This window comes from Paracoccus mangrovi, from assembly GCF_042648425.1.
Classification (GTDB): Bacteria; Pseudomonadota; Alphaproteobacteria; order Rhodobacterales; family Rhodobacteraceae; genus Paracoccus; species Paracoccus mangrovi.
Window position 1 is genome coordinate 1 of sequence record NZ_JBHRXJ010000028.1, and the last position, 19,588, is coordinate 19,588.

At 64.4% G+C, this 19,588-nt stretch carries 21 protein-coding genes and 1 pseudogene; 8 read left to right on the forward strand and 14 right to left on the reverse strand.

Annotation, left to right across the window (positions count from 1 at the left end; translation table 11 throughout):
- Window positions 1-88: 88 nt before the first annotated feature.
- Window positions 89-694 (reverse strand): annotated as a pseudogene (locus tag ACFOMH_RS20015) (phage tail tube protein); the annotation flags it as partial.
- Between the two features lie 25 nt (window positions 695-719).
- Complete coding sequence (locus ACFOMH_RS20020; protein ID WP_377746687.1) at window positions 720-1,142, reverse strand: acyl-CoA transferase; 423 nt, start codon at window positions 1,140-1,142, stop codon at window positions 720-722.
- 114 nt (window positions 1,143-1,256) lie between these two features.
- On the opposite strand from ACFOMH_RS20020, the gene ACFOMH_RS20025 reads away from it, so the two are divergent.
- Window positions 1,257-2,063, forward strand: a complete 807-nt coding sequence (locus ACFOMH_RS20025; protein ID WP_377746689.1) for a hypothetical protein — start codon at window positions 1,257-1,259, stop codon at window positions 2,061-2,063.
- On the opposite strand, the gene ACFOMH_RS20030 is transcribed toward ACFOMH_RS20025, so the two are convergent.
- From ACFOMH_RS20030 to ACFOMH_RS20070, 9 genes are read right to left on the reverse strand one after another with little or no spacing between them, the layout of a single operon-like run.
- A complete protein-coding gene (locus ACFOMH_RS20030; protein ID WP_377746690.1) occupies window positions 2,054-2,677 on the reverse strand; it encodes a DUF6441 family protein in 624 nt (207 codons plus the stop codon). The genes ACFOMH_RS20025 and ACFOMH_RS20030 overlap by 10 nt on opposite strands.
- A complete protein-coding gene (locus ACFOMH_RS20035) occupies window positions 2,674-2,988 on the reverse strand; it encodes a head-tail joining protein (RefSeq protein WP_377746691.1) in 315 nt (104 codons plus the stop codon). Before ACFOMH_RS20035 ends, ACFOMH_RS20030 begins: the two co-directional genes overlap by 4 nt.
- A gap of 12 nt (window positions 2,989-3,000) precedes the next feature.
- Window positions 3,001-4,023, reverse strand: coding sequence for a major capsid protein (locus ACFOMH_RS20040; protein WP_377746693.1), 1,023 nt, complete (start codon window positions 4,021-4,023; stop codon window positions 3,001-3,003).
- A 47-nt stretch (window positions 4,024-4,070) separates the two neighbouring features.
- Window positions 4,071-4,451: a head decoration protein gene (locus tag ACFOMH_RS20045; protein ID WP_377746694.1), complete on the reverse strand. Its 381-nt coding sequence runs from the start codon at window positions 4,449-4,451 to the stop codon at window positions 4,071-4,073.
- A 58-nt stretch (window positions 4,452-4,509) separates the two neighbouring features.
- On the reverse strand, window positions 4,510-5,820 hold the full coding sequence (locus ACFOMH_RS20050) for a S49 family peptidase (protein ID WP_377746715.1): 1,311 nt from the start codon (window positions 5,818-5,820) through the stop codon (window positions 4,510-4,512).
- Window positions 5,820-7,331, reverse strand: coding sequence for a phage portal protein (locus tag ACFOMH_RS20055; protein WP_377746695.1), 1,512 nt, complete (start codon window positions 7,329-7,331; stop codon window positions 5,820-5,822). Before ACFOMH_RS20055 ends, ACFOMH_RS20050 begins: the two co-directional genes overlap by 1 nt.
- Window positions 7,332-7,333: 2 nt before the next feature.
- Window positions 7,334-7,546, reverse strand: coding sequence for a phage head-tail joining protein (locus tag ACFOMH_RS20060; protein ID WP_377746696.1), 213 nt, complete (start codon window positions 7,544-7,546; stop codon window positions 7,334-7,336).
- Window positions 7,546-9,597 carry a phage terminase large subunit family protein gene (locus ACFOMH_RS20065; RefSeq protein WP_377746697.1) on the reverse strand — a complete coding sequence of 684 codons (2,052 nt, stop codon included), beginning with the start codon at window positions 9,595-9,597 and terminating at the stop codon, window positions 7,546-7,548. Before ACFOMH_RS20065 ends, ACFOMH_RS20060 begins: the two co-directional genes overlap by 1 nt.
- Window positions 9,545-10,081, reverse strand: a complete 537-nt coding sequence (locus tag ACFOMH_RS20070) for a hypothetical protein (RefSeq protein ID WP_377746699.1) — start codon at window positions 10,079-10,081, stop codon at window positions 9,545-9,547. Before ACFOMH_RS20070 ends, ACFOMH_RS20065 begins: the two co-directional genes overlap by 53 nt.
- Window positions 10,082-10,215: 134 nt before the next feature.
- On the opposite strand from ACFOMH_RS20070, the gene ACFOMH_RS20075 reads away from it, so the two are divergent.
- The 3 genes from ACFOMH_RS20075 to ACFOMH_RS20085 all read left to right on the forward strand — a co-directional run bounded on the left by ACFOMH_RS20075 (window position 10,216) and on the right by ACFOMH_RS20085 (window position 11,444).
- Window positions 10,216-10,431: a hypothetical protein gene (locus ACFOMH_RS20075; protein ID WP_377746701.1), complete on the forward strand. Its 216-nt coding sequence runs from the start codon at window positions 10,216-10,218 to the stop codon at window positions 10,429-10,431.
- Window positions 10,432-10,542: 111 nt separating this feature from the next.
- A complete protein-coding gene (locus tag ACFOMH_RS20080; RefSeq protein WP_377746702.1) occupies window positions 10,543-10,773 on the forward strand; it encodes a hypothetical protein in 231 nt (76 codons plus the stop codon).
- A 95-nt stretch (window positions 10,774-10,868) separates the two neighbouring features.
- Window positions 10,869-11,444 (forward strand): DUF3489 domain-containing protein, encoded by a 576-nt coding sequence (locus tag ACFOMH_RS20085; RefSeq protein ID WP_377746704.1) that lies wholly within the window; start codon window positions 10,869-10,871, stop codon window positions 11,442-11,444.
- Window positions 11,445-11,476: 32 nt separating this feature from the next.
- Here ACFOMH_RS20085 and ACFOMH_RS20090 read toward each other — a convergent pair whose 3' ends face one another.
- Together ACFOMH_RS20090 and ACFOMH_RS20095 are read right to left on the reverse strand one after the other, a co-directional pair.
- Window positions 11,477-12,097 carry a hypothetical protein gene (locus ACFOMH_RS20090; protein WP_377746706.1) on the reverse strand — a complete coding sequence of 207 codons (621 nt, stop codon included), beginning with the start codon at window positions 12,095-12,097 and terminating at the stop codon, window positions 11,477-11,479.
- A 90-nt stretch (window positions 12,098-12,187) separates the two neighbouring features.
- The gene (locus ACFOMH_RS20095) at window positions 12,188-13,273 is read right to left on the reverse strand and encodes a DNA modification methylase (RefSeq protein ID WP_377746708.1); all 1,086 of its coding nucleotides are present in this window, start codon (window positions 13,271-13,273) and stop codon (window positions 12,188-12,190) included.
- A 31-nt stretch (window positions 13,274-13,304) separates the two neighbouring features.
- Between ACFOMH_RS20095 and ACFOMH_RS20100 the strand changes: the two genes are divergently transcribed.
- Window positions 13,305-13,490, forward strand: coding sequence for a hypothetical protein (locus tag ACFOMH_RS20100; RefSeq protein WP_377746710.1), 186 nt, complete (start codon window positions 13,305-13,307; stop codon window positions 13,488-13,490).
- A 3-nt stretch (window positions 13,491-13,493) separates the two neighbouring features.
- On the opposite strand, the gene ACFOMH_RS20105 is transcribed toward ACFOMH_RS20100, so the two are convergent.
- Window positions 13,494-14,765: a tyrosine-type recombinase/integrase gene (locus ACFOMH_RS20105; RefSeq protein ID WP_377746717.1), complete on the reverse strand. Its 1,272-nt coding sequence runs from the start codon at window positions 14,763-14,765 to the stop codon at window positions 13,494-13,496.
- Window positions 14,766-15,027: 262 nt separating this feature from the next.
- Here ACFOMH_RS20105 and ACFOMH_RS20110 point away from each other — a divergent pair, with 262 nt between their 5' ends.
- From ACFOMH_RS20110 to ACFOMH_RS20120, 3 genes are all read left to right on the forward strand, one after another.
- Complete coding sequence (locus ACFOMH_RS20110; RefSeq protein ID WP_377746712.1) at window positions 15,028-15,465, forward strand: hypothetical protein; 438 nt, start codon at window positions 15,028-15,030, stop codon at window positions 15,463-15,465.
- A 158-nt stretch (window positions 15,466-15,623) separates the two neighbouring features.
- Window positions 15,624-16,676 (forward strand): AAA family ATPase, encoded by a 1,053-nt coding sequence (locus ACFOMH_RS20115; RefSeq protein WP_377746713.1) that lies wholly within the window; start codon window positions 15,624-15,626, stop codon window positions 16,674-16,676.
- Window positions 16,603-19,143, forward strand: a complete 2,541-nt coding sequence (locus tag ACFOMH_RS20120; RefSeq protein WP_377746714.1) for a S8 family peptidase — start codon at window positions 16,603-16,605, stop codon at window positions 19,141-19,143. Before ACFOMH_RS20115 ends, ACFOMH_RS20120 begins: the two co-directional genes overlap by 74 nt.
- Window positions 19,144-19,588: the final 445 nt, after the last annotated feature.

Below are 19,588 nucleotides of genomic sequence, written 5' to 3' on the forward strand. Positions count from 1 at the left end.
ATGAAACGCGCCCCTCGCAGCCGTCAACGCCATGATTTATATGCGAAATATCACGATTACGACAGCGAAATCAGCGACTTACTTGGAGAATGTGGGTGGAATAGGTGATCTCGGCCGAGACGACATTGCCCAGCGCCGTTCCGTTGCGCTTCACCACCCCGTTGAAATTGCCAAAGCGCTGCAGGCCCAGCGCGGTGGGCGTTCCCGCCGCGGTGGCGGCTGCGATGGCTTCGCCCTGCGCGATCAGCCGGGCGGTCGCCGTCAGCAGACCCGAGCGGTTCATCTGCCAGCTGAGCTGGTCCATCATGCAGCCCGCGTACATCGCGAACCGCGGCACCTCGGGCATCGCGACTTCGATGGCCATCGAGGGCAGCGTCCAGTTGCCTGACTGGAAAGTGTGGGTCTTGGGCGTGGTCCCCGTCGTGGTCGTGGCGCCGAAGGCCGCCTTCAGCCAGAAGCCAAAGGCCTCCACATCGATAGGCACCACCACCTCGCCATCGGCGGTGACCGCGTCCTTGATGGGGGCCAGGGGATCGCGGCCATAGCCGAGCAGTTCCGAATTCAGCAGGGGCTGTTCCGCGCCGAGCGTGGTGCGGGCGAAGGGCATCAGCCGGTAGCCGCTGGCGGGCGGGGTGCCGTAGACGGTTTCGAACGCAAGCGCCATCTGCGCCCGCGCGCCGTGAGCGCGTGCCATGGGGGTCTCCTTGGATGTGGGGGTGTCAGGCCAGGGGGCCGGTCGTGGTGTAGTGCAGGACGACGGTGATCACTGCCGCCTTCAGGGTGGCTGCGCCCTCGACGGGCAGATCGACCGAGGCCGGGGCCTCCGGTTCGACCCAGTCACAGAGGCCGCCCAGCGTCCGGTCGGCCTCCAGCGCCGCGCCGATTGCGCCGATCAGGTCGTCGAAAGCGCTGGCCCGGCCGGTTCCCGCCTGGACGACAACCTCCAGTTCGGCCCGGTGCTGGTAGTGGTAGCGCAGGGGCGAGAGCGTCACCTCGGGCTCGCCCGGCTGACCGTCGCGCAGGATGATCAGCCCGGCCGCCGGAATCCGCTCGGGCAGCACCTCGTCACGCAGGGTGAGGGCGGCAAGCGGCTGAAGCCGAGCGTGAAGAGCGGCGAGGACGGTTTCGCGGGTGCTGGGCATTTTTCTTTAGCTGGCGGACAGTGACGTGATTGGAGGCCAGACCTGTGCAGGTCTTTCTTTATGAAGGCATCAGCGGCTATGCTTTGCCCTTAGGTTGAGCATTGGAGCACAGGCATGGGCGCAGCCAGGACAATTCGCCAAGGCAATCTCGGCAAGCGGGCGCTGAGGCTGGCGGAGAAAGACGGCAAATTCTATGGGCTTGCCGATGGCAAAGTTTGCGTGGAAGGCACCGATGCGGATCGCGTCTGGCAGCAACTGCACGACGAATCTGGCAAGTCTGATCCGAAGTATTTCGGCTACTCGGGCGCTCGAAGCCGCTTTCTGAAGTTTTTTCCGAACGGTTTTCATTCAGAGGGCTATGCCGCCCAGGAGCGGGACTACAAGCTGGCCGCAAAGAACAAGCTGGATGCGACTGCGCCCCTTGAAATGGCGATAACCGGTTCAGGATATGGCGAAGCGATCTTGTCGGCTTATCGTGCGACAAACATGCTTTCACCGTTTGAAAAGACGCGGTTGCAGGACGTATTCCGAGGCCCGAGTTCCGATGCCGTCATTCGGGCGGCTGCCGAGTTTACCGAGAGTGCGGACAAGAATAGCCTTGGCCGACTGGAAGCGGCCCTCAAGCCCCATGATTGCGCCAAGTGGACGGTTGTGACCTATCTGCCGTACCTCTGGCGCCCCGATAGACATATGTTTCTCAAGCCCGAGGTCACAAAGGACTATGCTGCACGAGTGGGCCATCCCTTCGCGTCCAACTACGAGGCGCGCCTGAACATTGATGTCTATGCCAGCCTACTGGACCTCGTGGAGCGAACCAGTCGCGAACTATCTGATCTGCAGCCGCGAGACCGTATCGATATCCAGAGTTTCATTTGGGTGGTTGGAGACTATCAGGAAGATCGCGACGGCACTTACACCTGATGCCACCCCGCCACGATCCGTCCCGGCACGCCATCGATGGCCTGCTCGGCATCCCGCGCGAGGTCCAGCCGCTTGCGTAGCCTGACCTGCGGCATCAAGAGGAAGATTGGCACGGTGGTCAGCCCGCGGCCTGACTTGGCTCGTGATGCCACCGCGCGTCCGTTGCTGTTCAGCCTCCCCTCGGCCACCAGCAGGCTTGGCCCCCGGCGCCGATAGATAAACCGCAGCCGCAACCCCGTGCGGCGTTCCCATTCGCCGGGGGTGATCCGTCCGCCGCGGGTGGATTTGCCCGCGGCCGGGGTGGGGATGGCCAGCCAAAACCCGTTCTTGGACCGGATCAGCGGCCCCGTGTCATGCGCGCCGACGATCACTGGGGCGTTCGACCAGACCAGCGCCGCAGCGTTCAGGCTCTCGCCACCCTTGGGATAGGTGGCCAGCCGGATCGAGTTGCCGAGCCGGGTGCCAAGGCCCGCGCCGGTGATCTGGCCGCGCCAGGCGGATTTCAGGCCTGTGCCCGCCTCGCGCATGGCGGTGGTGACGGCCTTTTCACCGGCGGCGATTTCCGCCTGCATCAGAGCGGCGAGGTCGGGGCTGATTTCAAGCTTGAGCCTCATGCAGGCCTCAGGTCCAGCGTCCAGATTAGCCGTTCGCGGTCGCGAAGGGGTTCCCCCTGGATCACATGGCTGTCGGCACCGATGATGATCACATCGCCCGGCCGCGGGGTGGGGAGGTCGGACACGCGCACGTCCACCACCGTCGTGTCGCTGACGAACCGGCCAGCACCGAAGTCGGTGACGCGATCCGGGGCGCGGCGGATGATGCGGATCGGGCGTTCCTCGGATGTGGTGGCCGAGATCCAGAGGGCCGGGGCCGCCATGGACGCATGGGTGAAGATGCGGTCCATGGCAGCGGCGAAGACGGACATGGGCTGCGCCCGTCAGTTCGACGTGTGCAGACGGATCGCCAGCCGCGGCCGCTTGTTCACCGGCAGGATGGAGGCTTCTGTCATGACGTCAATCCAGCGGCCCTTCTCGTCGAGATGCTGGCGGGCGTAGAGCGGCAGGCCGATGGTGTTGGCGGTTTCCAGCAGGTTCGCCGGGCCGCCGTAGGTGGTGAAGGTGTCCATCGTGCCGAGCGGGAAGGCGATCCCCTCGTTCGCCGGGACCAGCCGCTCGGTGGCCTTGGTCGAGAGGGTGACGGTGCCCGAGTATTCCTCGAACAGGATGCCGCCGAAGGGGAAGTTGCGGCGCACATCCTCGCGCAGCGGCTGCGCGCCGGTCGAAGCGTAGAACTTGTAGGCTTCCTCGGTCTTCGGGTGCGCGATCAGCTTGTCGAAGAATTCCCTGCTGACGAGGGCATGCACGCTGGTCATGGCCTCGCCCAGCAGATTGTCCTCGATGGCGCGCAGCACCTCGCGGACCTTGCCCTGCACGTTCGTGCCAGCCGTGCCCAGCACGAAGTCGACCGAGATCTGAGCCAGGCCGAATTCGGTGAAGTAGTTGTAGAGGGTGGTGCCCGCGCCGTCCTTCACGATGCCGCGCAGCGCGTTCATCTCCATGTATTCCCGCGTCTGGGCATGTTTGCGGCGCATGAGCAGGAGCTTGCGGTTCATCACCTCGACGAGGGGATCGGCCGCGTCGAAGGCGCCGAGGCCGGGCTGTCCCTGGATGTCGGCGGGCAGGACCACGTCGTCATGCGGGATCCACGGCAGGGCGAAGCTGCGCATCGACCGGCCCTCGCGGGTGCCGACGGTGGCGGGGCCGCCGAGTGGGACGGAGGGCAGGAGGCTGAGGACGCCTTCGTATTGCTCAATGATGACCGAGCGCTGGGTGACACCTTCGAAGCGGAAGAGGCCGATCTGGGCGAGGCGGGTGTAGAGGTTGGGCAGGATGTTGATGGCCTGCGTCATCTCGGCCAGCGAATAGCCGCCAGCGTCGAAGGGATTGCGGACGATGGTCATGGTGGGGCTCCGGGGGAATGAGGGGGGGCGCGGCCGGGAGGGCTGCGTCAGACGCCGTCGCGGGCGATGATGCCAACGGCGACCAGTTGGGTGATCTTGGCGGCGATCTTGGCCGCGTCGTTGACGGTGGACTCGTACGCGAGGGCGGCGCGCGAGACGATGGCGGGGCCACGAGTGACCACGATGCCCACGGCGTCTGCCAGCGTGGCGTTCACCGGATAGAGGAGCACGGCGACTGCGGTTTGCGAACCGTCGGCGCCGGTTGCGGGCGAGAGGGTGTATTTGCCGCTGGCGGTGACGCGGCCGAGGACGGCACCGGAGGGGTAGTTGGTGCCGATCAGCAGGGTCACCACCTCGCGGGTGTAGTTCGGGTTGACCTCATATTTGAGGACGTCGCCCATGCTGGGCGGTTCCGTCAGGACGGGCATGGTTCAGTCTCCAGGAAGTTGGGGGATGGGTGCGCTGGGCGCGATGTTTGCGCCGGTATCAGCGCGAGGCGGCGGCCGATTTCTTCGCGGCCGCCACAATGGGGCTTTCCTTGGTGCCAGCCGCAGGAGCGGTGGCGATGATGCCTGCGGCATCGCTGCGCGCGGCAAGGTCGGCGAGGACCTTGGCGCGCAGGGCCTCGGGTTTCACGCCCTTGGCGACGGCATCGGCGGCGTCGATCTGGACGCCGAGGCGCGCGGCCTGTGCGCAGACCTGTGCGACCTCTGCCGCCTCCGCGCGGATGGCTTCGGGCGACATCGCGGCCGCCGCCGTCTGCGGCGGTGCGATTGCCGCGGGCGGGGTCGGCTCCGGCGGGGAGCTGGCGGCAGGCGCGGCCGGAAGCTGCGCATGATCTTCGGGGGCAGTTGTCATCATCGGGCCCTTTCCTTTGGGGGTGGATGTGCCGCGGGGTGCGGCGGCGAAAGCGCGAAAGGCGGTGACGGGATCGGCCACCTCGTCGGCGAGACCGGCGAAGACGGCCGCCTCGCCGCGGAAGACGGCGGCCTCGGTGCCCAGCGCGCGAAGGGTGTCGAGGCGACGACCACGACCCTCGGCGACGGTTTCGGCGAAGAGCTGGCGGAGGTCTTCCAATTCCCCTGCGATCCGGGCGCGGACGGTTTCGGGCAGCGGCTGATAGGGATTGGCATCGATCTTGCGGGCCCCGGCATGGATCAGCGTGACGGCGATCCCCTTCTGGTCGAGCGCCCCGCTCATGTCGCTGTGCATGGCCACGACACCGATGCTGCCGACCGCGCCGGTGCGGGGCAGGATGATCCGGTCGGCCTGGGACGCCAGCGCGTAGGCGGCCGAAAGGGCATGATCCGCGACGAAGGCCTGCACGGGCTTGACCTGACGCGCGGCTCGGAGGCGATCCGCCAGATCGAAGGCCCCCGCGACCTCGCCGCCGAAGCTGTCGATGTCGAGGGCAATGCCGCGGATCGCCGTGTCGGCAAGAGCAGCCTGCAGCTGCGCCGCGATCCCTTCGTAGGATGTCAGCCCCGAGGACTGACCGATCCAGGCGCCGCGATGCACCAGCGTGCCCGCGATCTCGATGACAGCGATCCCGTCCACGACCCCGAAGGGTTGGCTTCCGTTCCGCGCCTGGCGGCTGGTCAGGTCGTCGCCAAAGAGCGACGCCCGGGCGGGCAGTGCGGCTGCATCCCCGTCTTCGGCCGCGATTTCCAGCCCTTCGACACTGATCTCCCGCCCGGTGATCCGGGGCCCCAGCCCGGTCAGGAAGGCCAGCGCCTTGGCGGGATCGACCATCAACGGCGTGTTGAAGACGCGCTGGGCGATCTGGGTGTGGTGCATCATGCGTCCTCCGCAGGCCGGGGTTCCCGGTCCTCGCCATCCTCTTCCTGATTGCCGTCGTCCTGCTGATCCGGCCGCTCGCCCTCGGTGTCACCGGGCGCAGCGCCGCCACCCGCCGCCTGTGCGGGCGATCCCGGCCGCCGGAAGTCCAGACCCAACTCCGCCTCGCGTTTCCGTTCCGCGGCGATTTCCCGGTCGACCTGTTCGGCGTCGTAGCCGCGTTCGGCTATGGCCTGCGTGCGGGATTTCAGGCCCGCCTCGATCTGCAGGATCTCGGCCGCGGCATCCTTGGCCGGGTCGATCCAGTCCCATTTCGTCGGAAGCCAGTCACAGGCGAGATACGCGCGCCGCTCCGCCGCATAGCCCGGCAGATCGATGGCGCCCGCCAGCACCGCCATGTCCATCCAGCGCGTCCAGACCGCGCGACAGAGCTGATAGACCATCACAGAATGCTGGAAGGCGGAGATGCGGCGGCGGAAATCGACGAGCGCGATCCGGGTGTTGGAGAAGTTCCCCTTCGCCGTGTCGCCGGTGAGATAACCATAGGGCACGCCCAGCGCGGCGCCGATCTGCAACAGCGTGCGATACTGGAACGGCTCATAGGTGGACCCGGAATCCGGCGTCGAGGGCGTGGTGACATCCTCACCGGGATCCAGCCGCACCACCTGTCCGGGTTCGACCTCCAGATCGTCCTCGGCCGGATCGAGGGCGGTTTCCGGAGCGGGAGAGGTGATGAACATCGCGAACATCGCGGCGGTCTTCTTCCGCTCCAGTTCGGCATCGTCGTAAAGGTCGAGGGTGAAGAGCTTCACCACGGCCGCGGCAAAGCGCGATACGCCGCGCAGCTGGCCTGCCTCGACGGGGTCGAGGATGTGCATCACCTCGGACGCGGGCACGCGCACTGTTTCCCCGGCCAGCCCCGGATCGGTCATGTCGCCCGGGTGGCGGCGCAGGAAGTGATAGGCCACGCGGCGGCCGATACCGTCGAATTCGATGCCCTGCCGGATCGATCCCGCACCGGGTAGCACGCGGGTCATGTCCTGCGGCAGCATTTCTGACGGCAGCATCTGAAGCTGCATCGGCACCGTCAGCCCATCCTCCGGCCGCCGGGTGCGGATCCGCAGGAAGACCTCACCCGCGAGGAACACTTCCCGCGCCGCCCGGCGCTGGAGGCCGAAGAAGTCGGTCAGCCCCTCGGCATCCGCCTCGTCGGTCCAGGCAAGCCAGAGCTTCTGCAACTCCTCCTTCTTCGCCGCATCGGCGATCTTGGACGAAGGCTTGATCCCGTCGCCCACCACATGGTTCGCGAAGGCATCGACCGCGTTTGCGGCATAGCCGTTGTTTCGCACCAGCCAGCGCGCCCGGGCGGTGATGGTTTCGCCCGAGGCGGCGATCAGCGTGTTCACATGGGCCCGAGTGGCCCGGAATCCGCGCATGCGGCGGTGGGACTGTGCGGCATCAAACCCGCCGATGATGGACCCGAGGCGCTGACGGAAGGCGTCGAGCACCATGGTCACAGACCCTTCGTCGCGACCGTGCCCCAGCGGCGACGACGCGGGGTGGCAGAGGCAGTGGCGATGCGCCCCTCCAGATCCCGGATCGCCGCCGCCAGTTCCGCGTCCGAGCCATAGGTCACGGTCTTGCCATCATAGCTGACGCTTCGCAGCCCGGCGAAGCGGGCTTCCTGCAGCACGGTCAGCAGGGCCTGCATGCGTTCCAGGTCCATCAGTTCCTCATGAAGTTCGGGGTGTAGGCCCGCCGTTTCCGGCGTGGCGTGGTCAGGGTTCCGGCCTTGGGCTGGGCCGGGTCTTGTGTGGCGATGTCGGTTGCTGTGGCTGTGGGCAGGCGCGTTTCCACGCCCGCCTGCGCTTCCAGCCGCCGCCAGGTCGCCTCGTCCCATCGGTCGGCGCCGAGGATCCATGCCGCGGCACGAGCGTAGACCCGGCAGTCCAGCGCCTCGTTCCGCTCGCGCATCTTCTGCCATTCCTGATGGGCATAGCCGCGCTTGTTGCGGATCGTGACCAGCTGTTCCGCCACCAGCTGCTTCAGCCATTCGGTGTCGGCCCAGCCGGGGATGTGCACGGTCCCCGGCGCATCGAGAACGCCCAGTGCCCGGTCTTCTTCCGAGGGCCGTTCGATCCGCAGGAAGCGGTAGGTCTCGGCCTTGAAGGTCGCGGTCGCCACGGACCAGAGCCGCGCGCCCCGGCGCAGACGTTTGCCGCCGATGGTGGCATCGACGAACGTCGGGCCTGAGACAGGCGCGGCGCGGTTGAACCCTTCGAGGCCCTTCAGCGGTGCCACCTGTTCGAACCCGACCTTGCGCGACCAGGCGTAGACCGCCGCGGCTTCGTAACCGGTATCGATGCCGAGCCGTGCCACCGTCATGTAGGCGCCGTTGGCATGCTGCCAGCTGCGCCCTAGCAGAGAGGTCAGCTTGTCCCAGGCCGCCGGATCGTCGGGCCCGCCCGGAATGACGATGTGATCGACGAGCCAGCTTTCCATTCCTCGGCCCCAGGCCCAGATATCGACCTCGATCCGGTCCCTCTGGACGTCAGCACCGGCCGTCAGAAACAACCCCTCCATGGGCACCGTGCCCGGCTTCCAGGCTTCCCGCCGATCTGCCAGCCGTTGCCATTCCGGCGCGTCCCCGCTTTCGACCCATGTCTCGCCCAGAAGCGTGTTGCGCGCGGCGCGCAACGTCTCGTCCGACCCTTGGGCGGCCAGCCATTCCCGCGCGACGTCGGACCAGCTTTTCCAGCCCAAGGGCGAATAGAGCGCCGAGAGGTGGAAGCCGATGGCCTTCGGATCCTTGGAGACGGCTGTTGCCCGCCATTCACCGCGGGCCAGCATTTCGGTCTTGTGATGCTCTGCGATAGGGCGTTCGCAACCCTCGCAATGGTAGGCGGCAGTTTCCGGCTTCCCCTTCGCCCAGCGCAGCCGGTCGAACTGCAGCCACTGCATTGTGCCGCAATGCGGGCAGGGCACGAAGTAACGCCGCTGGTCGGAGGCTTCGAACTCGCGCTCGATCCGGCTCAGCCCCCGGATCGTCGGGGTCGAGACCATGAACACCTTGCGCCGGTGCGAGAAGGTCGTCGTCCGCGCCTCTGCCAGCGTGACCGGATCGCCTTCCTCGTCAGCCGAGGCCGGATAGGCGTCGACCTCGTCGAGGAAGACATAGCGCGCGGGCATCGACCGCAGGCCGGTGGCGCTGTTCGCCCCGGTCAGCACCAGGATGCCGCCGGGGAATTCCTTCGACAGCATCGAATTCCCGGCATCCCGCGACCGTGCCGGGTTCACCCGTTCGCGCAGGGCCGGGCTGTCCGCGATCAGCGGATCAAGTCGGCCGCGTGACGTGCGCTTCGCCAGTTCGAGGCTCGGCAGCACCGCCAGCATCGGCCCCGGCGCGTGATGAATGACGAAGCCGATCCAGTTGTTGCCAGCCTCGGTCGCGCCGACTTGCGCGGCCTTCATGAAGGTGATGCGCTGCGCCGGATGGCTGGGCGACAGCGCATCCATGATCTCGCGCAGATAGGGCGCGCGGGCGGTGCGATAGCGCCCCGGTTCGGCCGCGCCCCGCGACGACAGCCAGCGATGCTGATCCGCCCACTCTGACACCGTCAGGTTCGGGTCGGGGCGCAGCCCCTGCCGCCAGACCCGCAGCAAATCCTCGGCGCCGTCGAAGCCGAGATCGAGACCCGCGGTCAGGTCGTTGTCATCGTCCTCATCATGCAAGCGAGACCCGGAGGTCGGCGAGGGCGTCGAGCTGTTCGCGGACATGGGCTTCCAGCACCCTCTGCATGATCGCGGTCTCGATCGTCACCGATGCCCCGGATTGCCGCTCCACCTCCGCCATGATCTGCGCCGCCATCAGCGCGGCTACGCGTCCGGGCCAGGTCACCCAGAAATCCCGTTCCTGCCGCGCCAGGCGGAACACCAGCGTTTCCGCCCGCGCGCGGTCGACCAGCGCGCCCTTCTTCTTCTGGACCGCGATCTGCTTGTCCTGCGCGGCATAGACTGTCAGCAGCGTGCGCGCCTTGATGTAGGACGAGGTCTCGCCCGCACCGCTGGCCAGCCCGTCCCCGCCAAGCGACCGACGCTGCTGGTCGGGATCCGTCATCTCGGCCCGCCGCACATCCGAGGCCGCGGCGTTGATCGACCCGTCGTCGTAGACCACCAGCCGCCCGTTCTTGCGCGCCTTCTGCACCCCGCCGCGCGACAGCCCGGAATGCGCCGCATACTCGCGTTCGCTCATGCCTTTCATGGCGCTGTGAAGCCTATCAAGATATTGAAAATAAACGGGAAATATCAATCATTCCCGTTGATTGTCTCCCCCTCCAGAGCGATTCTGTTGTCCATCAACAGGCCGCATCGCGCCGACCCCAGGAGGGCTTCACCATGACCACGACCACCATCCGCATCGACTACTCCGCCCTCCCTGAGGGCTTCGATCTGAGCCGCCCGGACGCCGTCGCCGAGGTCATCGAGCAGGCGCTGCGCGAGAACGGCATCCCGGCCGAGGCGTCCGACGTCCTGTCGCACCTCAAGATTGAACTGCCCACCGCCCAGCTGGGTGCCGCCAGCCGCACGCTGGCCGAGATGCGGCTGATCTGACCGAAGCGATCAGAAAGCACTAATATTGCTCCGATTTGCCTACGATCATCCGCCCGACAGAGCGATGGTGTTCGCACAAGAACGATGCAACTCACCGAAGGATGCCCCGCCATGACCACCCGCCGCGCCGCCCAACCGAACGACAAGGCCCTCGACGCCTTCATCGCCGCGAAGGCCGAAATCGACACGATGCTGGAGCGCCTGACGGCCCTCAGCGACGACCACTTCGAGACCCACCCCGATGAGATCAACTGGGGCCATGTCGGCACGCTGAAGCACTACGCGGGCCTGCTGCGCCAGATCACCGACAGCGCCTTCAAGGAAGGCGAACACGCCGCCTGACGCGCCCATACGGCGCGACGGCCGCCCCGTCCGATGACGGGGCTTGCCTTCGTAGAAGGCGCGCAAACCGCGCGCCCACAGCCACGGAGGCCCCGATGACCACCCCGTCCGACACCCAGTCCCTGATCCTGTCCCGCGCCGCGACGCGGCCGGGCAACCTCGCCCTGCCACTGCCCGAGGGGCTGGTCGGCGCCGCCGCCAAGATGGTCGTCGGCAAGATGATTGCCCGCGGCTGGCTCGAGGAGGTCGACGCCAACCTGCGCCGCCATGAGCCGATGTGGCGCGAGACCGGTGACGGCCACGGCACCACGCTGATCGCGACCGAGGCCGGGCTAGAGGCCATCGGGATCGAGCCGGTGGTGGCCATCGCACTCGCCAGCGCGCGGAATGCGAAGCCGAAGCAAGAGGCAGAGCGCACGCCCGACGACACCGACAACGCGACGCCTGTCGCCATTCGCGCTGGCACCAAGCAGGCGCAGATCATCGCCATGCTCCAGCGCCCCGAGGGCGCGACGGTCGCCGAGATGGTCGAGGCCACCGGGTGGCTGGCCCATACCGTCCGCGGCTCGATCTCGGGCGCCTTGAAGAAGAGGCTGAGCCTGCCCATCAGCGCCGAGAAAGACAAGGGCAGGGGAACCGTATATCGCCTCGTCAAAGAGGCAATTTCTTAGGCGGGAGCCAAATGGGTTTCAGTAGGGCCCGCCTAGGTGCATAGGCCAGCCCAAGGACGAACATGCCGCCACCACTCCAAAGGAGTGAGAACCCTGATCGGCAATAGCCTCAACTGGTCGCGCTTCTTGATAATTGTCCGCCGATCTCTTGTGCAGAAGACGTCACATTCGAGGCCGACTGCATTTCCAATCAGTTCCCGATCCGCTTTGTCGGGCAATCGGCGGGTGAAAGGAGCATCGATCATGCGCCGCCCGACCACGGAAGCGTAAGCGTTCGCTTCGTCTTCAGGCGAAATCAACTCTACAGCGAAGTCTCGCAGCCGCTGGCGGTGTTCGGGATCGGGCGTATTGTCAACCTCATCAAGCGTCTTTCGGGATGCCATGATCGCCCAGTTTGCCCGCCTGCCAACGTAGAAGATGTGCATAAGCGCTTCGAGGTCCTCTGCAAGTAACGCGTCCTCGATACTCGGTAGCGGCTGCTGCTCGAAAATCTGGTCTGGGTAATTCACGAGCAGGTTCACAACATTCGTGTCGAGAAAAATCCGCCCGGGTACGGCGTCATAGGGATAGGCCCGGCAATCCGCACTATGTTCTGCCTCACTGCGATAAAGGATCCAGTGCTGTCTGGTTTCATCCCAATGTTCGATTCCCAAGGATCCACCATCTCATCCGGAAGCTGATGACAGGGAGAATAGACTTGGTTTGAGGTTGATCCAAGCCTCCAAAGGCCCGCCAAAATGGCGCTACTCCACCGCCAATACAGCCTTCCGCCCCGTCGCCATCTCCCACCGCCGCACCGCGACGTCGCAATATACCGGATCCAGTTCCACAGCGCAGCAGCGCCGCCCGGTGCGTTCCGCGGCGATCAGCTGCGTGCCGGAGCCACAGAAAGGTTCGAACACCAGGTCGCCGGGATCGGTGAAGGCCTCGAGCACGGCCTCGACCAGCGCCACCGGGAACACGGCAGGGTGAGATCCGGCGGCACCCAGTCCGCCCTTGTGGCGCATGATCCGGAACACAGAGTCCGGGATGCGGTGGCTCTGGATCGCGTTGCCGAAGCCGGTTTTGCGGTGGACCGTGCCGTCGGTGCCGCGCAAACCACCTCCGCCGAGGGTTTCGCCCGCGTGCTTGCTCTCGACTGTCTTGTTCGGCTTCCGCGGCTGGCGGTTGAAGTGGAAGATGAACTCGTGCGACGGAGCCAATCTCCCGTTCCAGTCGCCCGGCAGGCCTGGCCCCTGATCCCAGACATACCAGCCGAAGCGCCGCCAGCCCTGCGCGCGCATCCAGTCTACCCAGCCCTCCCAATAGGGGACCCACTCGCCATCGCGGTGGACGAGGCCGAGGTTGACCAGCAGCTGGGCGGCGGCGGTGACCGGCGCCGCTGCGAAGACGCCCTGCATAAGCGCATCCCAATCGCCGACCTTTTCCTTCGCGGCGCCATAATCGCGCTGCTGCGCGTAGGGCGGGGAGGTGAACATCAGCGATGCTTGCGCCCCGTCCATCAGCCGCGCCACCACGGCCGGGTCGGTGGCATCGCCGCAGATCAGCCGGTGATTGCCCATCGCCCAGACATCGCCGGGGCGGGTGATCGGCTCTGCCGGGGCCTCGGGGATTGTGTCGGCCGCGTCATCGTCGATGGGCGCGCGGCCGTCTGCATCGTTCAGCAGCGCGTCCAGTTCATCTTCGGGGATCCCGATCAGCCCGAGGTCGAAATCCTCGGCCATCAGCCCCCGCAGTTCTTCCAGCAGCAGCGCCTCGTCCCACCCGCCCAGTTCGGTCAGCTTGTTGTCGGCGATGCGATAGGCCCGGCGCTGTGCCTCGGTCACCATCGGCGCCAGTCCTCGTTACGATTGGGATTCCATGTATGCGTGGCTGACCGTTCTCCTGTTCGAGAAAGGCGTGCCCGACACCCAGACCGCGCTGGTTTCGCTGGTTCAAGACTGGTTCGTCCAGAATTCGAAGTCGGGCGAAGTGCCGGATGAAAGCACCATCCGCAAGAGACTGATGTCCCTCTGGCGCAAGTTGCGCGGCGAGGAGACCGTGTGAGGGTCAGGCCGATTTCGGCAGGTCGGCCCCGTCCTGCGCCGCGCCATGCACGAGGCGCGGCCGCGGCCGCAGGAGGCTGGCCACCGTGTCGACGCCTGCGCGCATGGGGGAATCCATCAAGTGCGCATAGCGCTGGGTGGTCTGCATCTGACTGTGGCCCAAGAGCTTGCCGATCATTTCCAGTGATGCGCCGCCGCTGACCAGCAGCGAAGCGAAGGTGTGGCGCAGATCATGGATGCGGACGTCGGCCAGCCCGGCATCCTTCTGAGCCTTGGCCCAGAAGCGGCGGATTTCCCGCACAGGTTGACCAACCGTGTCGCCGGGGAACAGCCATGGAATGCCGTTCGGCACCGCCTGTTGGCGCAGCCGCACGATGGCCGCAACGTCCTGCGAAATCGGGACGCGATGGATCTTGCGCTGCTTGGTGGTCGAGGCTGGTTTCGACCAGATGGCATAGTCGAGGTTGAACTGTTCGAACCGCGCCGTGCGCACCTCGCCCAACCGGGCGCCGGTCAGCATGCACATGCGGATGATTCCCGCGGCGCGCTGATCCTCAGCTGTATCCAGAACGACCGCCAGCCGGGTCAGCTCCTCGGGCGACAGGAAGCGTTCGCGGGCGTGTTCGATGCGACGATGGAACCCCTGCGCGGGGTTGTCCGTCCGCCATTCCCACTCCACCGCCAGCGTGAACATCTTGCGCAGCACCTCGCCCATCCGGTTGGCCCGGATCGGGGTGGGCTTGTGACCCTGCAGCTTGCGGGCCCGGTTGTTGGGCTTTGCCTTGCAGGGACGTGGTCGCCCCTCGGCCACGAAATCGAGGAACTTCGCGACGTCGGACTTGGTGATCTCCGTCACCAGCCGGTTGCCCCAGGCGGGTTCGACCATCTTCTTCAGCATCGAGACCTGGTCGCCCGCATTGGTCTTGGCCAGTTTCGGCAGATGCTCGGCGATGTAGCGGTTGATCATGTCGGTGATGCGCGGGGCTCCGCGCCACTCGTCGCGCATCGCCAAAGGATCCTGCCCCTCGTCGATGGCGCGGCGCAGTTCCTTGGCGCGTTCGCGCGCGGCCGCGACGCTCCACTCGGGCCAGCGCCCTATGGTCATCCGCCGCTGCCGCCCTGCATGGCGGTAGTCGATGGTGAAGGTCCGCGCGCCGGAAGCCTGCACCCGGGCAGCAAAGCCGATCACATCCGTGTCGAAAATCTGATAGCTGACGCCGGGCTTCGGCTCCGCCTCGCGCAGGGTTTTCTCATTCAGTTTTAGTCTCTTGACCATCCATCCCGCCTCCTTGCCCGACGACACAGGCGTAGACCCGTGCCACTATCAAGTCGGACCACGGGGCAGGGACCGGAATACAGGCGGAAGGTGGAATTGGGGTGGGGAGGGGCGTTCCGGGTACGGAGATCAGCGGGTTAGGCCGAAACGCCCAGCGCACGACACCATCGTAGCACCGAAATGCGGGTGATCCGCCGATGCCGGTTTGATCGCGGCCGGATCATGGGCTAGCACTGGTGGCGATCCCAATTTCAACAGCACGATGCCAAGTACCAAGCCCCCGCGAAACCTGACCCCCGTGCTCTGCCAGCGGCTCCAGCAAGATATGCTGAAGGCGTGCCAAGACGTCGCCGCCCGCCATGGTCTGGTGGTGGAGGCGAAGGACATCGCGGGGATAGATCTGCGATGGGGGTTCGACCTCGCGTTCCGTGTGTCGATCCCGATGGCCGATGGAACGGCCCTTGACCCGGAAAGGCTGCGCTTCGAGGCACTGGCCGAAGCTTACGGATTGTCTCCGGCCGATTTCGGCCGCCTGTTCAGCACAGGGCGCGAGTCCTTCCGGATCACCGGCATCGATCCCCGCCGCCCCAAGTACCCGGTTTCGGCTGTGCGCATACCGGATGGGCAGGGGTTCAAGTTCACCGTCGACCAGGTGGCGCTGCAGCTGCAAAAGGGGATGAGGGATGTCACGCCAAAGTAGCAGCGATAACACGCACCCGGTCCAAAGCGGCCGATTGTTGCATCTGGTGGTTCTTGGACAGCAACGGTATCTGGCCTTTGGCCTATTTGTGGGCAAGACACCTCGACAAATTCCTTGTAGGATTCCCCGAAGCAGTGCGAACTCTGATTGACTGAACCATGGCGAGAAGTGACCTCCTGATAGCTCTTGTGCGCGCCGGTGCCGCCGGTGATCGGGATATGCTGCGATCGACCACCGAGGCCTTGGTGGCCGAGGAACGTGCTCAAAACCATCACATTGTTGCTGATCGCCTCGAGAAGGCGATGTCGAATGTCCCGGTATCACCACCACCTTTGACATCGGCCTCGCTGCAGTCTGGGGCGGGCAAAGATGCCATTCTGGAAATCGAACCGCGGGCTAGGATGGAGCAGCTCCTCCTACCGCTTCCGGTACAAGAAAACGGTCGGCAGCTGGTGCAGGAACATGTAAGGGCCGATGTGCTTCGTGCGCATGGGTATGAGCCTCGGCACCGTGTTCTCCTGTCTGGACCTCCCGGAAACGGAAAGACGTCCTTCGCCGAATCTGTGGCCGAAGCTCTTGGCCTTCCGTTCTTCATGGTACGTTACGATGCTTTGATCGGAAGCTATCTGGGTGAAACAAATACGCGCCTGCGGAAGCTGTTCGATTATGTCCGCACCCGGCCTAGCGTCCTTTTCTTTGACGAGTTTGACTCAATCGGCAAAGAACGGGGCGATACTCATGAAACCGGAGAGATAAAGCGGGTAGTCTCGTTCCTTCTGATGCAACTGGATCAGTTGCCGAGCTATGTGATTGTGGTTGCAGCGACCAACCATGGCGAATTACTGGACAAAGCGGTCTGGCGAAGGTTCCAGCTACGACTCGATTTTCCAGCACCGGATAAGGCTAGGGTCGAAGAGTATCTTGACCGCGTGATTGCTCATTGGCCAGATAGGCCAAGTCTCGCGATCCGACTGATTGCCGGAAAGCTTGGGGCGGTTAGTTATGCCGAGGCGCTTGATTTTTGTCAGAGTGTGCGTCGAAGGCAGATATTGGGACTGGGAGATGTGTCCGTCGACACGGCTCTGAAGATCGAGCTCGATCTCTGGGCCTCCCGAGTGAGGCCGGAGGCGCTATTGGATGGTCAACGACCCGGGAAAACCGCTGCTAAGGCTCGAACCCGGAAAACCCCAGCCGCGTCTGACAAAGGATAGCCCCGGTTTCCCTCAGGCGCCCGAGAAGTTCCAGCGGCAGACGCAGGGACAGAGACACGGCCCCAAGTTCCAGCGATTGGCCGATGTGCTTGCGCGGGATCCTGCTGGTCTGGAACTCAGGCAAGATCCTTCAGCACTTGCACCGGAACGGTTGCTGGTCTTCGAGGTGCGTGGAAGCATCCAGGACTTTGCCCGTGCGATCACGAAGGTGGCTGGTCTTGAATTGATAGATGAGGAAGAGCTGCCCTCTGACGAGGATAAGCAGCCTGTCGCTTATCTGCTCGTGCCCGACGCCAAGGCCCTAGGGCAACTACTCCGGCTCTGGACTAAATGGTTGGAAACAGGGGAGGTTCCTTCTGGCTTCACCCCGTGGCGTAACGTGTTTGACTGCCTGCGCGATCTACGGCCCTGGGGACCGTCCGACAGGGTTCAAGGTTCTGATCGTGAAATCCTGAGTGGGCAGATCGCTGGGCGTGCTGATGACGAGCTGGTTACACTTGAGATTGAGCTGGTCTTTCGCGCGCAGGCCGCAGCTGGCACATTGAACGAAACTGAAGTTGTGACGGCAGTCAGGGAGCGCGGCGGAGATATTATCAGCCGGGCAAGGCTCGATGATATATCCTATCATGCCCTTTTGGCCCGCCTGCCGGTGGGTGCAATTCGCGCAATTGTGGATCGCGCCCAGTCAAGCGTCGCGGGACTCGATCCTGTCATGCACATCAGGCCTCAAAGCGTGGCGACTGCCTTGGATGTAGAAGATCTGCTACCCATAGGGGCGGTCGACCAGAGTAGAGAGCTTTCTCCTGATGCTATTCTGGCGTTGCTTGACGGAGTTCCAGTCGCGGCCCATCCACTCTTGCGACAGCACTTGATTGTTGACGACATCTTTGGGCTAGAGCCAGCCGCGCTTGTAAACCAGCGTGTGCATGGCACAGCAATGGCCTCGCTGATCATACATGGTGACCGTAATCGCTCTGATACTCCTCTGCCTCGCCGGATTCACTGTATTCCTGTCCTCGGAGCCTCAGACGAGTTTCCTCAAGACAGGCTGATTGTCGATGTAATCTATCAGGCTGTCCTGCAAATGCGGGAAACAGCGGAGCCTACGGCCCGCCACGTCATCATTGTCAATCTGTCGCTTGGAAATCGACATCGGCAGTTCCAAGGCCAGATGTCTCCGTGGGCGAGGCTCCTTGACCGGCTTGCCTATAGGTTCGGGATTCTTTTTTTGGTCAGTGCCGGAAACATCACCGGGGACTTCGAAATTCCAGGCTTCGCGACAAGCGGAGATCTCGAAGGCGCCACGCCAGACGCTCGATCATCAGCGCTTGTCCATGCGCTAGCTAAAATTCAGGCGGATCGTCGCCTGCTGGCCCCGGGTGAGACCGTCAACGGACTGACCATCGGTGCAAAGAACTCGGACTGGGTTTCTGCCGCTGATCGTGTGTTCGCTCGCACTAACGTCGATCCCTTTCCCAGACTGGATACATCAAACCCATCCAGCGCGCTCGGACCTGGCTTTGCCGGTTCGGTAAAGCCCGACCTCCTACTGCCCGGCGCGCGCGAACATTTGCGCGTCACCGCCAGCGGCAACGGCGCGGCGATCCGGGTTGCGCCTGGTCGTCCAAGTCGCGGAGCGGGTCTCAAGGTTGCCGCGCCACCTTCCGGTCAGGGACTGGAGGGCGCCGAGAGTTACACCAATGGCACGAGTGCGGCGACATCCCTGGCATCGCGAACTGCACATCGCATTCACGATGCGCTGGAAGCAGCATATGGCGAGGCGTTTCTACATCTGCCCTCGCGACAGCGCGCGGTGCTGCTCAAGGCGCTTCTCGTACACCCCGCTAGATGGCCGGACGCGACTGCGTCTTTTGTTCGTCGACTACTCGGTCCGCATGGTAGGGGGCAGGCCCCGAGGCAGAAAGATAATATTCGCCGCTTCGTTGGATATGGGCCCGTCGACACTGATGAGGCCGTCGCATGCGCAGCGGATCGGGCAACATTTTTTGCAACGGGTGAATTGGGTCCGGAGCAACGGTTAGCAGTCTCGGTACCGATCCCGGTTGCATACGGCGGTAAGACAGTGCCGCATTCCTTGTCCGCAACCTTGGCATGGTTCACCCCCGTCCTCGCCGGGCGTCGTTCCTACCGAACGGTAAGGATGAAGATCCTTGATCCTGAAGACATCGACCGCCTTAGCGTAAAAGCTCATGGAGATCAGCCCGATCTGAACCAAACCAATCGCGGTACCGTCTACACCCGCTCTTGGCGCGGGGATAGCGCCGCCGTTGTGACCGCTGACATGACTTTGCCTTTGTGGGTTCAGCGCGAGCCGGATCAAGGTGCCCGCATTGATGAGGCGGTCACCTTCGGCTTGGCGGTCACAATCGCGATGCCCGGCGTGAACGAAATCTATGATCAAGTGCGTGATCGCTTGCGTGACCCGCAGCGCACGCGAGCTAGGTAGCAGCAGGCTATTGATGACAGGGCGAGCTACGTATGTTCGTGCGCTCTCGCCCCATTTTGATTGTGATCAAGATGGTCGTTGGTACTCTTGTCAACGTCTGGTCAACCCGCGAGCGTCGCGTCGACCACAACGGAATCCGGCGGTTGACGACGAAAGTCGTCGAGTTCTGGAAGAAGACAGCGTCAATTCAAAGTCTTGTGCCTTAAGGGTTTGAAATCAAGGGAATCCGCAAAGTCAGAATGTTCGGCTCATAACCTGAAGGTCACAGGTTCAAATCCTGTCCCCGCAACCACCGAAATCTGACAGACAGACCCAAAAGCGCCCCCAGGGGCGCTTTTTGTCGTTCCATCGTAAGCGTCCGGCCTGACCGCCCTGCCGCGTGGTGAGAGGGGCGGATAGTGTCCACCATCGATAGTGGACACTATGGTGATGGCGTGGCGCGTCA

Coding starts and splice junctions, on each gene's coding strand:
- ACFOMH_RS20055 (WP_377746695.1), bottom strand. CDS start 7,331: ATGGTGCTCGACGCCTTCCGTCAGCGCCTCGGGTCCATCATCGGCGGG.
- ACFOMH_RS20025 (WP_377746689.1), top strand. CDS start 1,257: ATGGGCGCAGCCAGGACAATTCGCCAAGGCAATCTCGGCAAGCGGGCG.
- ACFOMH_RS20030 (WP_377746690.1), bottom strand. CDS start 2,677: ATGAGGCTCAAGCTTGAAATCAGCCCCGACCTCGCCGCTCTGATGCAG.
- ACFOMH_RS20065 (WP_377746697.1), bottom strand. CDS start 9,597: ATGTCCGCGAACAGCTCGACGCCCTCGCCGACCTCCGGGTCTCGCTTG.
- ACFOMH_RS20115 (WP_377746713.1), top strand. CDS start 15,624: ATGGCGAGAAGTGACCTCCTGATAGCTCTTGTGCGCGCCGGTGCCGCC.
- ACFOMH_RS20095 (WP_377746708.1), bottom strand. CDS start 13,273: ATGGTGACCGAGGCACAGCGCCGGGCCTATCGCATCGCCGACAACAAG.
- ACFOMH_RS20020 (WP_377746687.1), bottom strand. CDS start 1,142: ATGCCCAGCACCCGCGAAACCGTCCTCGCCGCTCTTCACGCTCGGCTT.
- ACFOMH_RS20105 (WP_377746717.1), bottom strand. CDS start 14,765: ATGGTCAAGAGACTAAAACTGAATGAGAAAACCCTGCGCGAGGCGGAG.
- ACFOMH_RS20080 (WP_377746702.1), top strand. CDS start 10,543: ATGACCACCCGCCGCGCCGCCCAACCGAACGACAAGGCCCTCGACGCC.
- ACFOMH_RS20075 (WP_377746701.1), top strand. CDS start 10,216: ATGACCACGACCACCATCCGCATCGACTACTCCGCCCTCCCTGAGGGC.
- ACFOMH_RS20060 (WP_377746696.1), bottom strand. CDS start 7,546: ATGGACCTGGAACGCATGCAGGCCCTGCTGACCGTGCTGCAGGAAGCC.
- ACFOMH_RS20100 (WP_377746710.1), top strand. CDS start 13,305: ATGTATGCGTGGCTGACCGTTCTCCTGTTCGAGAAAGGCGTGCCCGAC.
- ACFOMH_RS20035 (WP_377746691.1), bottom strand. CDS start 2,988: ATGTCCGTCTTCGCCGCTGCCATGGACCGCATCTTCACCCATGCGTCC.
- ACFOMH_RS20040 (WP_377746693.1), bottom strand. CDS start 4,023: ATGACCATCGTCCGCAATCCCTTCGACGCTGGCGGCTATTCGCTGGCC.
- ACFOMH_RS20045 (WP_377746694.1), bottom strand. CDS start 4,451: ATGCCCGTCCTGACGGAACCGCCCAGCATGGGCGACGTCCTCAAATAT.
- ACFOMH_RS20050 (WP_377746715.1), bottom strand. CDS start 5,820: ATGCACCACACCCAGATCGCCCAGCGCGTCTTCAACACGCCGTTGATG.
- ACFOMH_RS20110 (WP_377746712.1), top strand. CDS start 15,028: ATGCCAAGTACCAAGCCCCCGCGAAACCTGACCCCCGTGCTCTGCCAG.
- ACFOMH_RS20085 (WP_377746704.1), top strand. CDS start 10,869: ATGACCACCCCGTCCGACACCCAGTCCCTGATCCTGTCCCGCGCCGCG.
- ACFOMH_RS20070 (WP_377746699.1), bottom strand. CDS start 10,081: ATGAAAGGCATGAGCGAACGCGAGTATGCGGCGCATTCCGGGCTGTCG.
- ACFOMH_RS20120 (WP_377746714.1), top strand. CDS start 16,603: ATGGTCAACGACCCGGGAAAACCGCTGCTAAGGCTCGAACCCGGAAAA.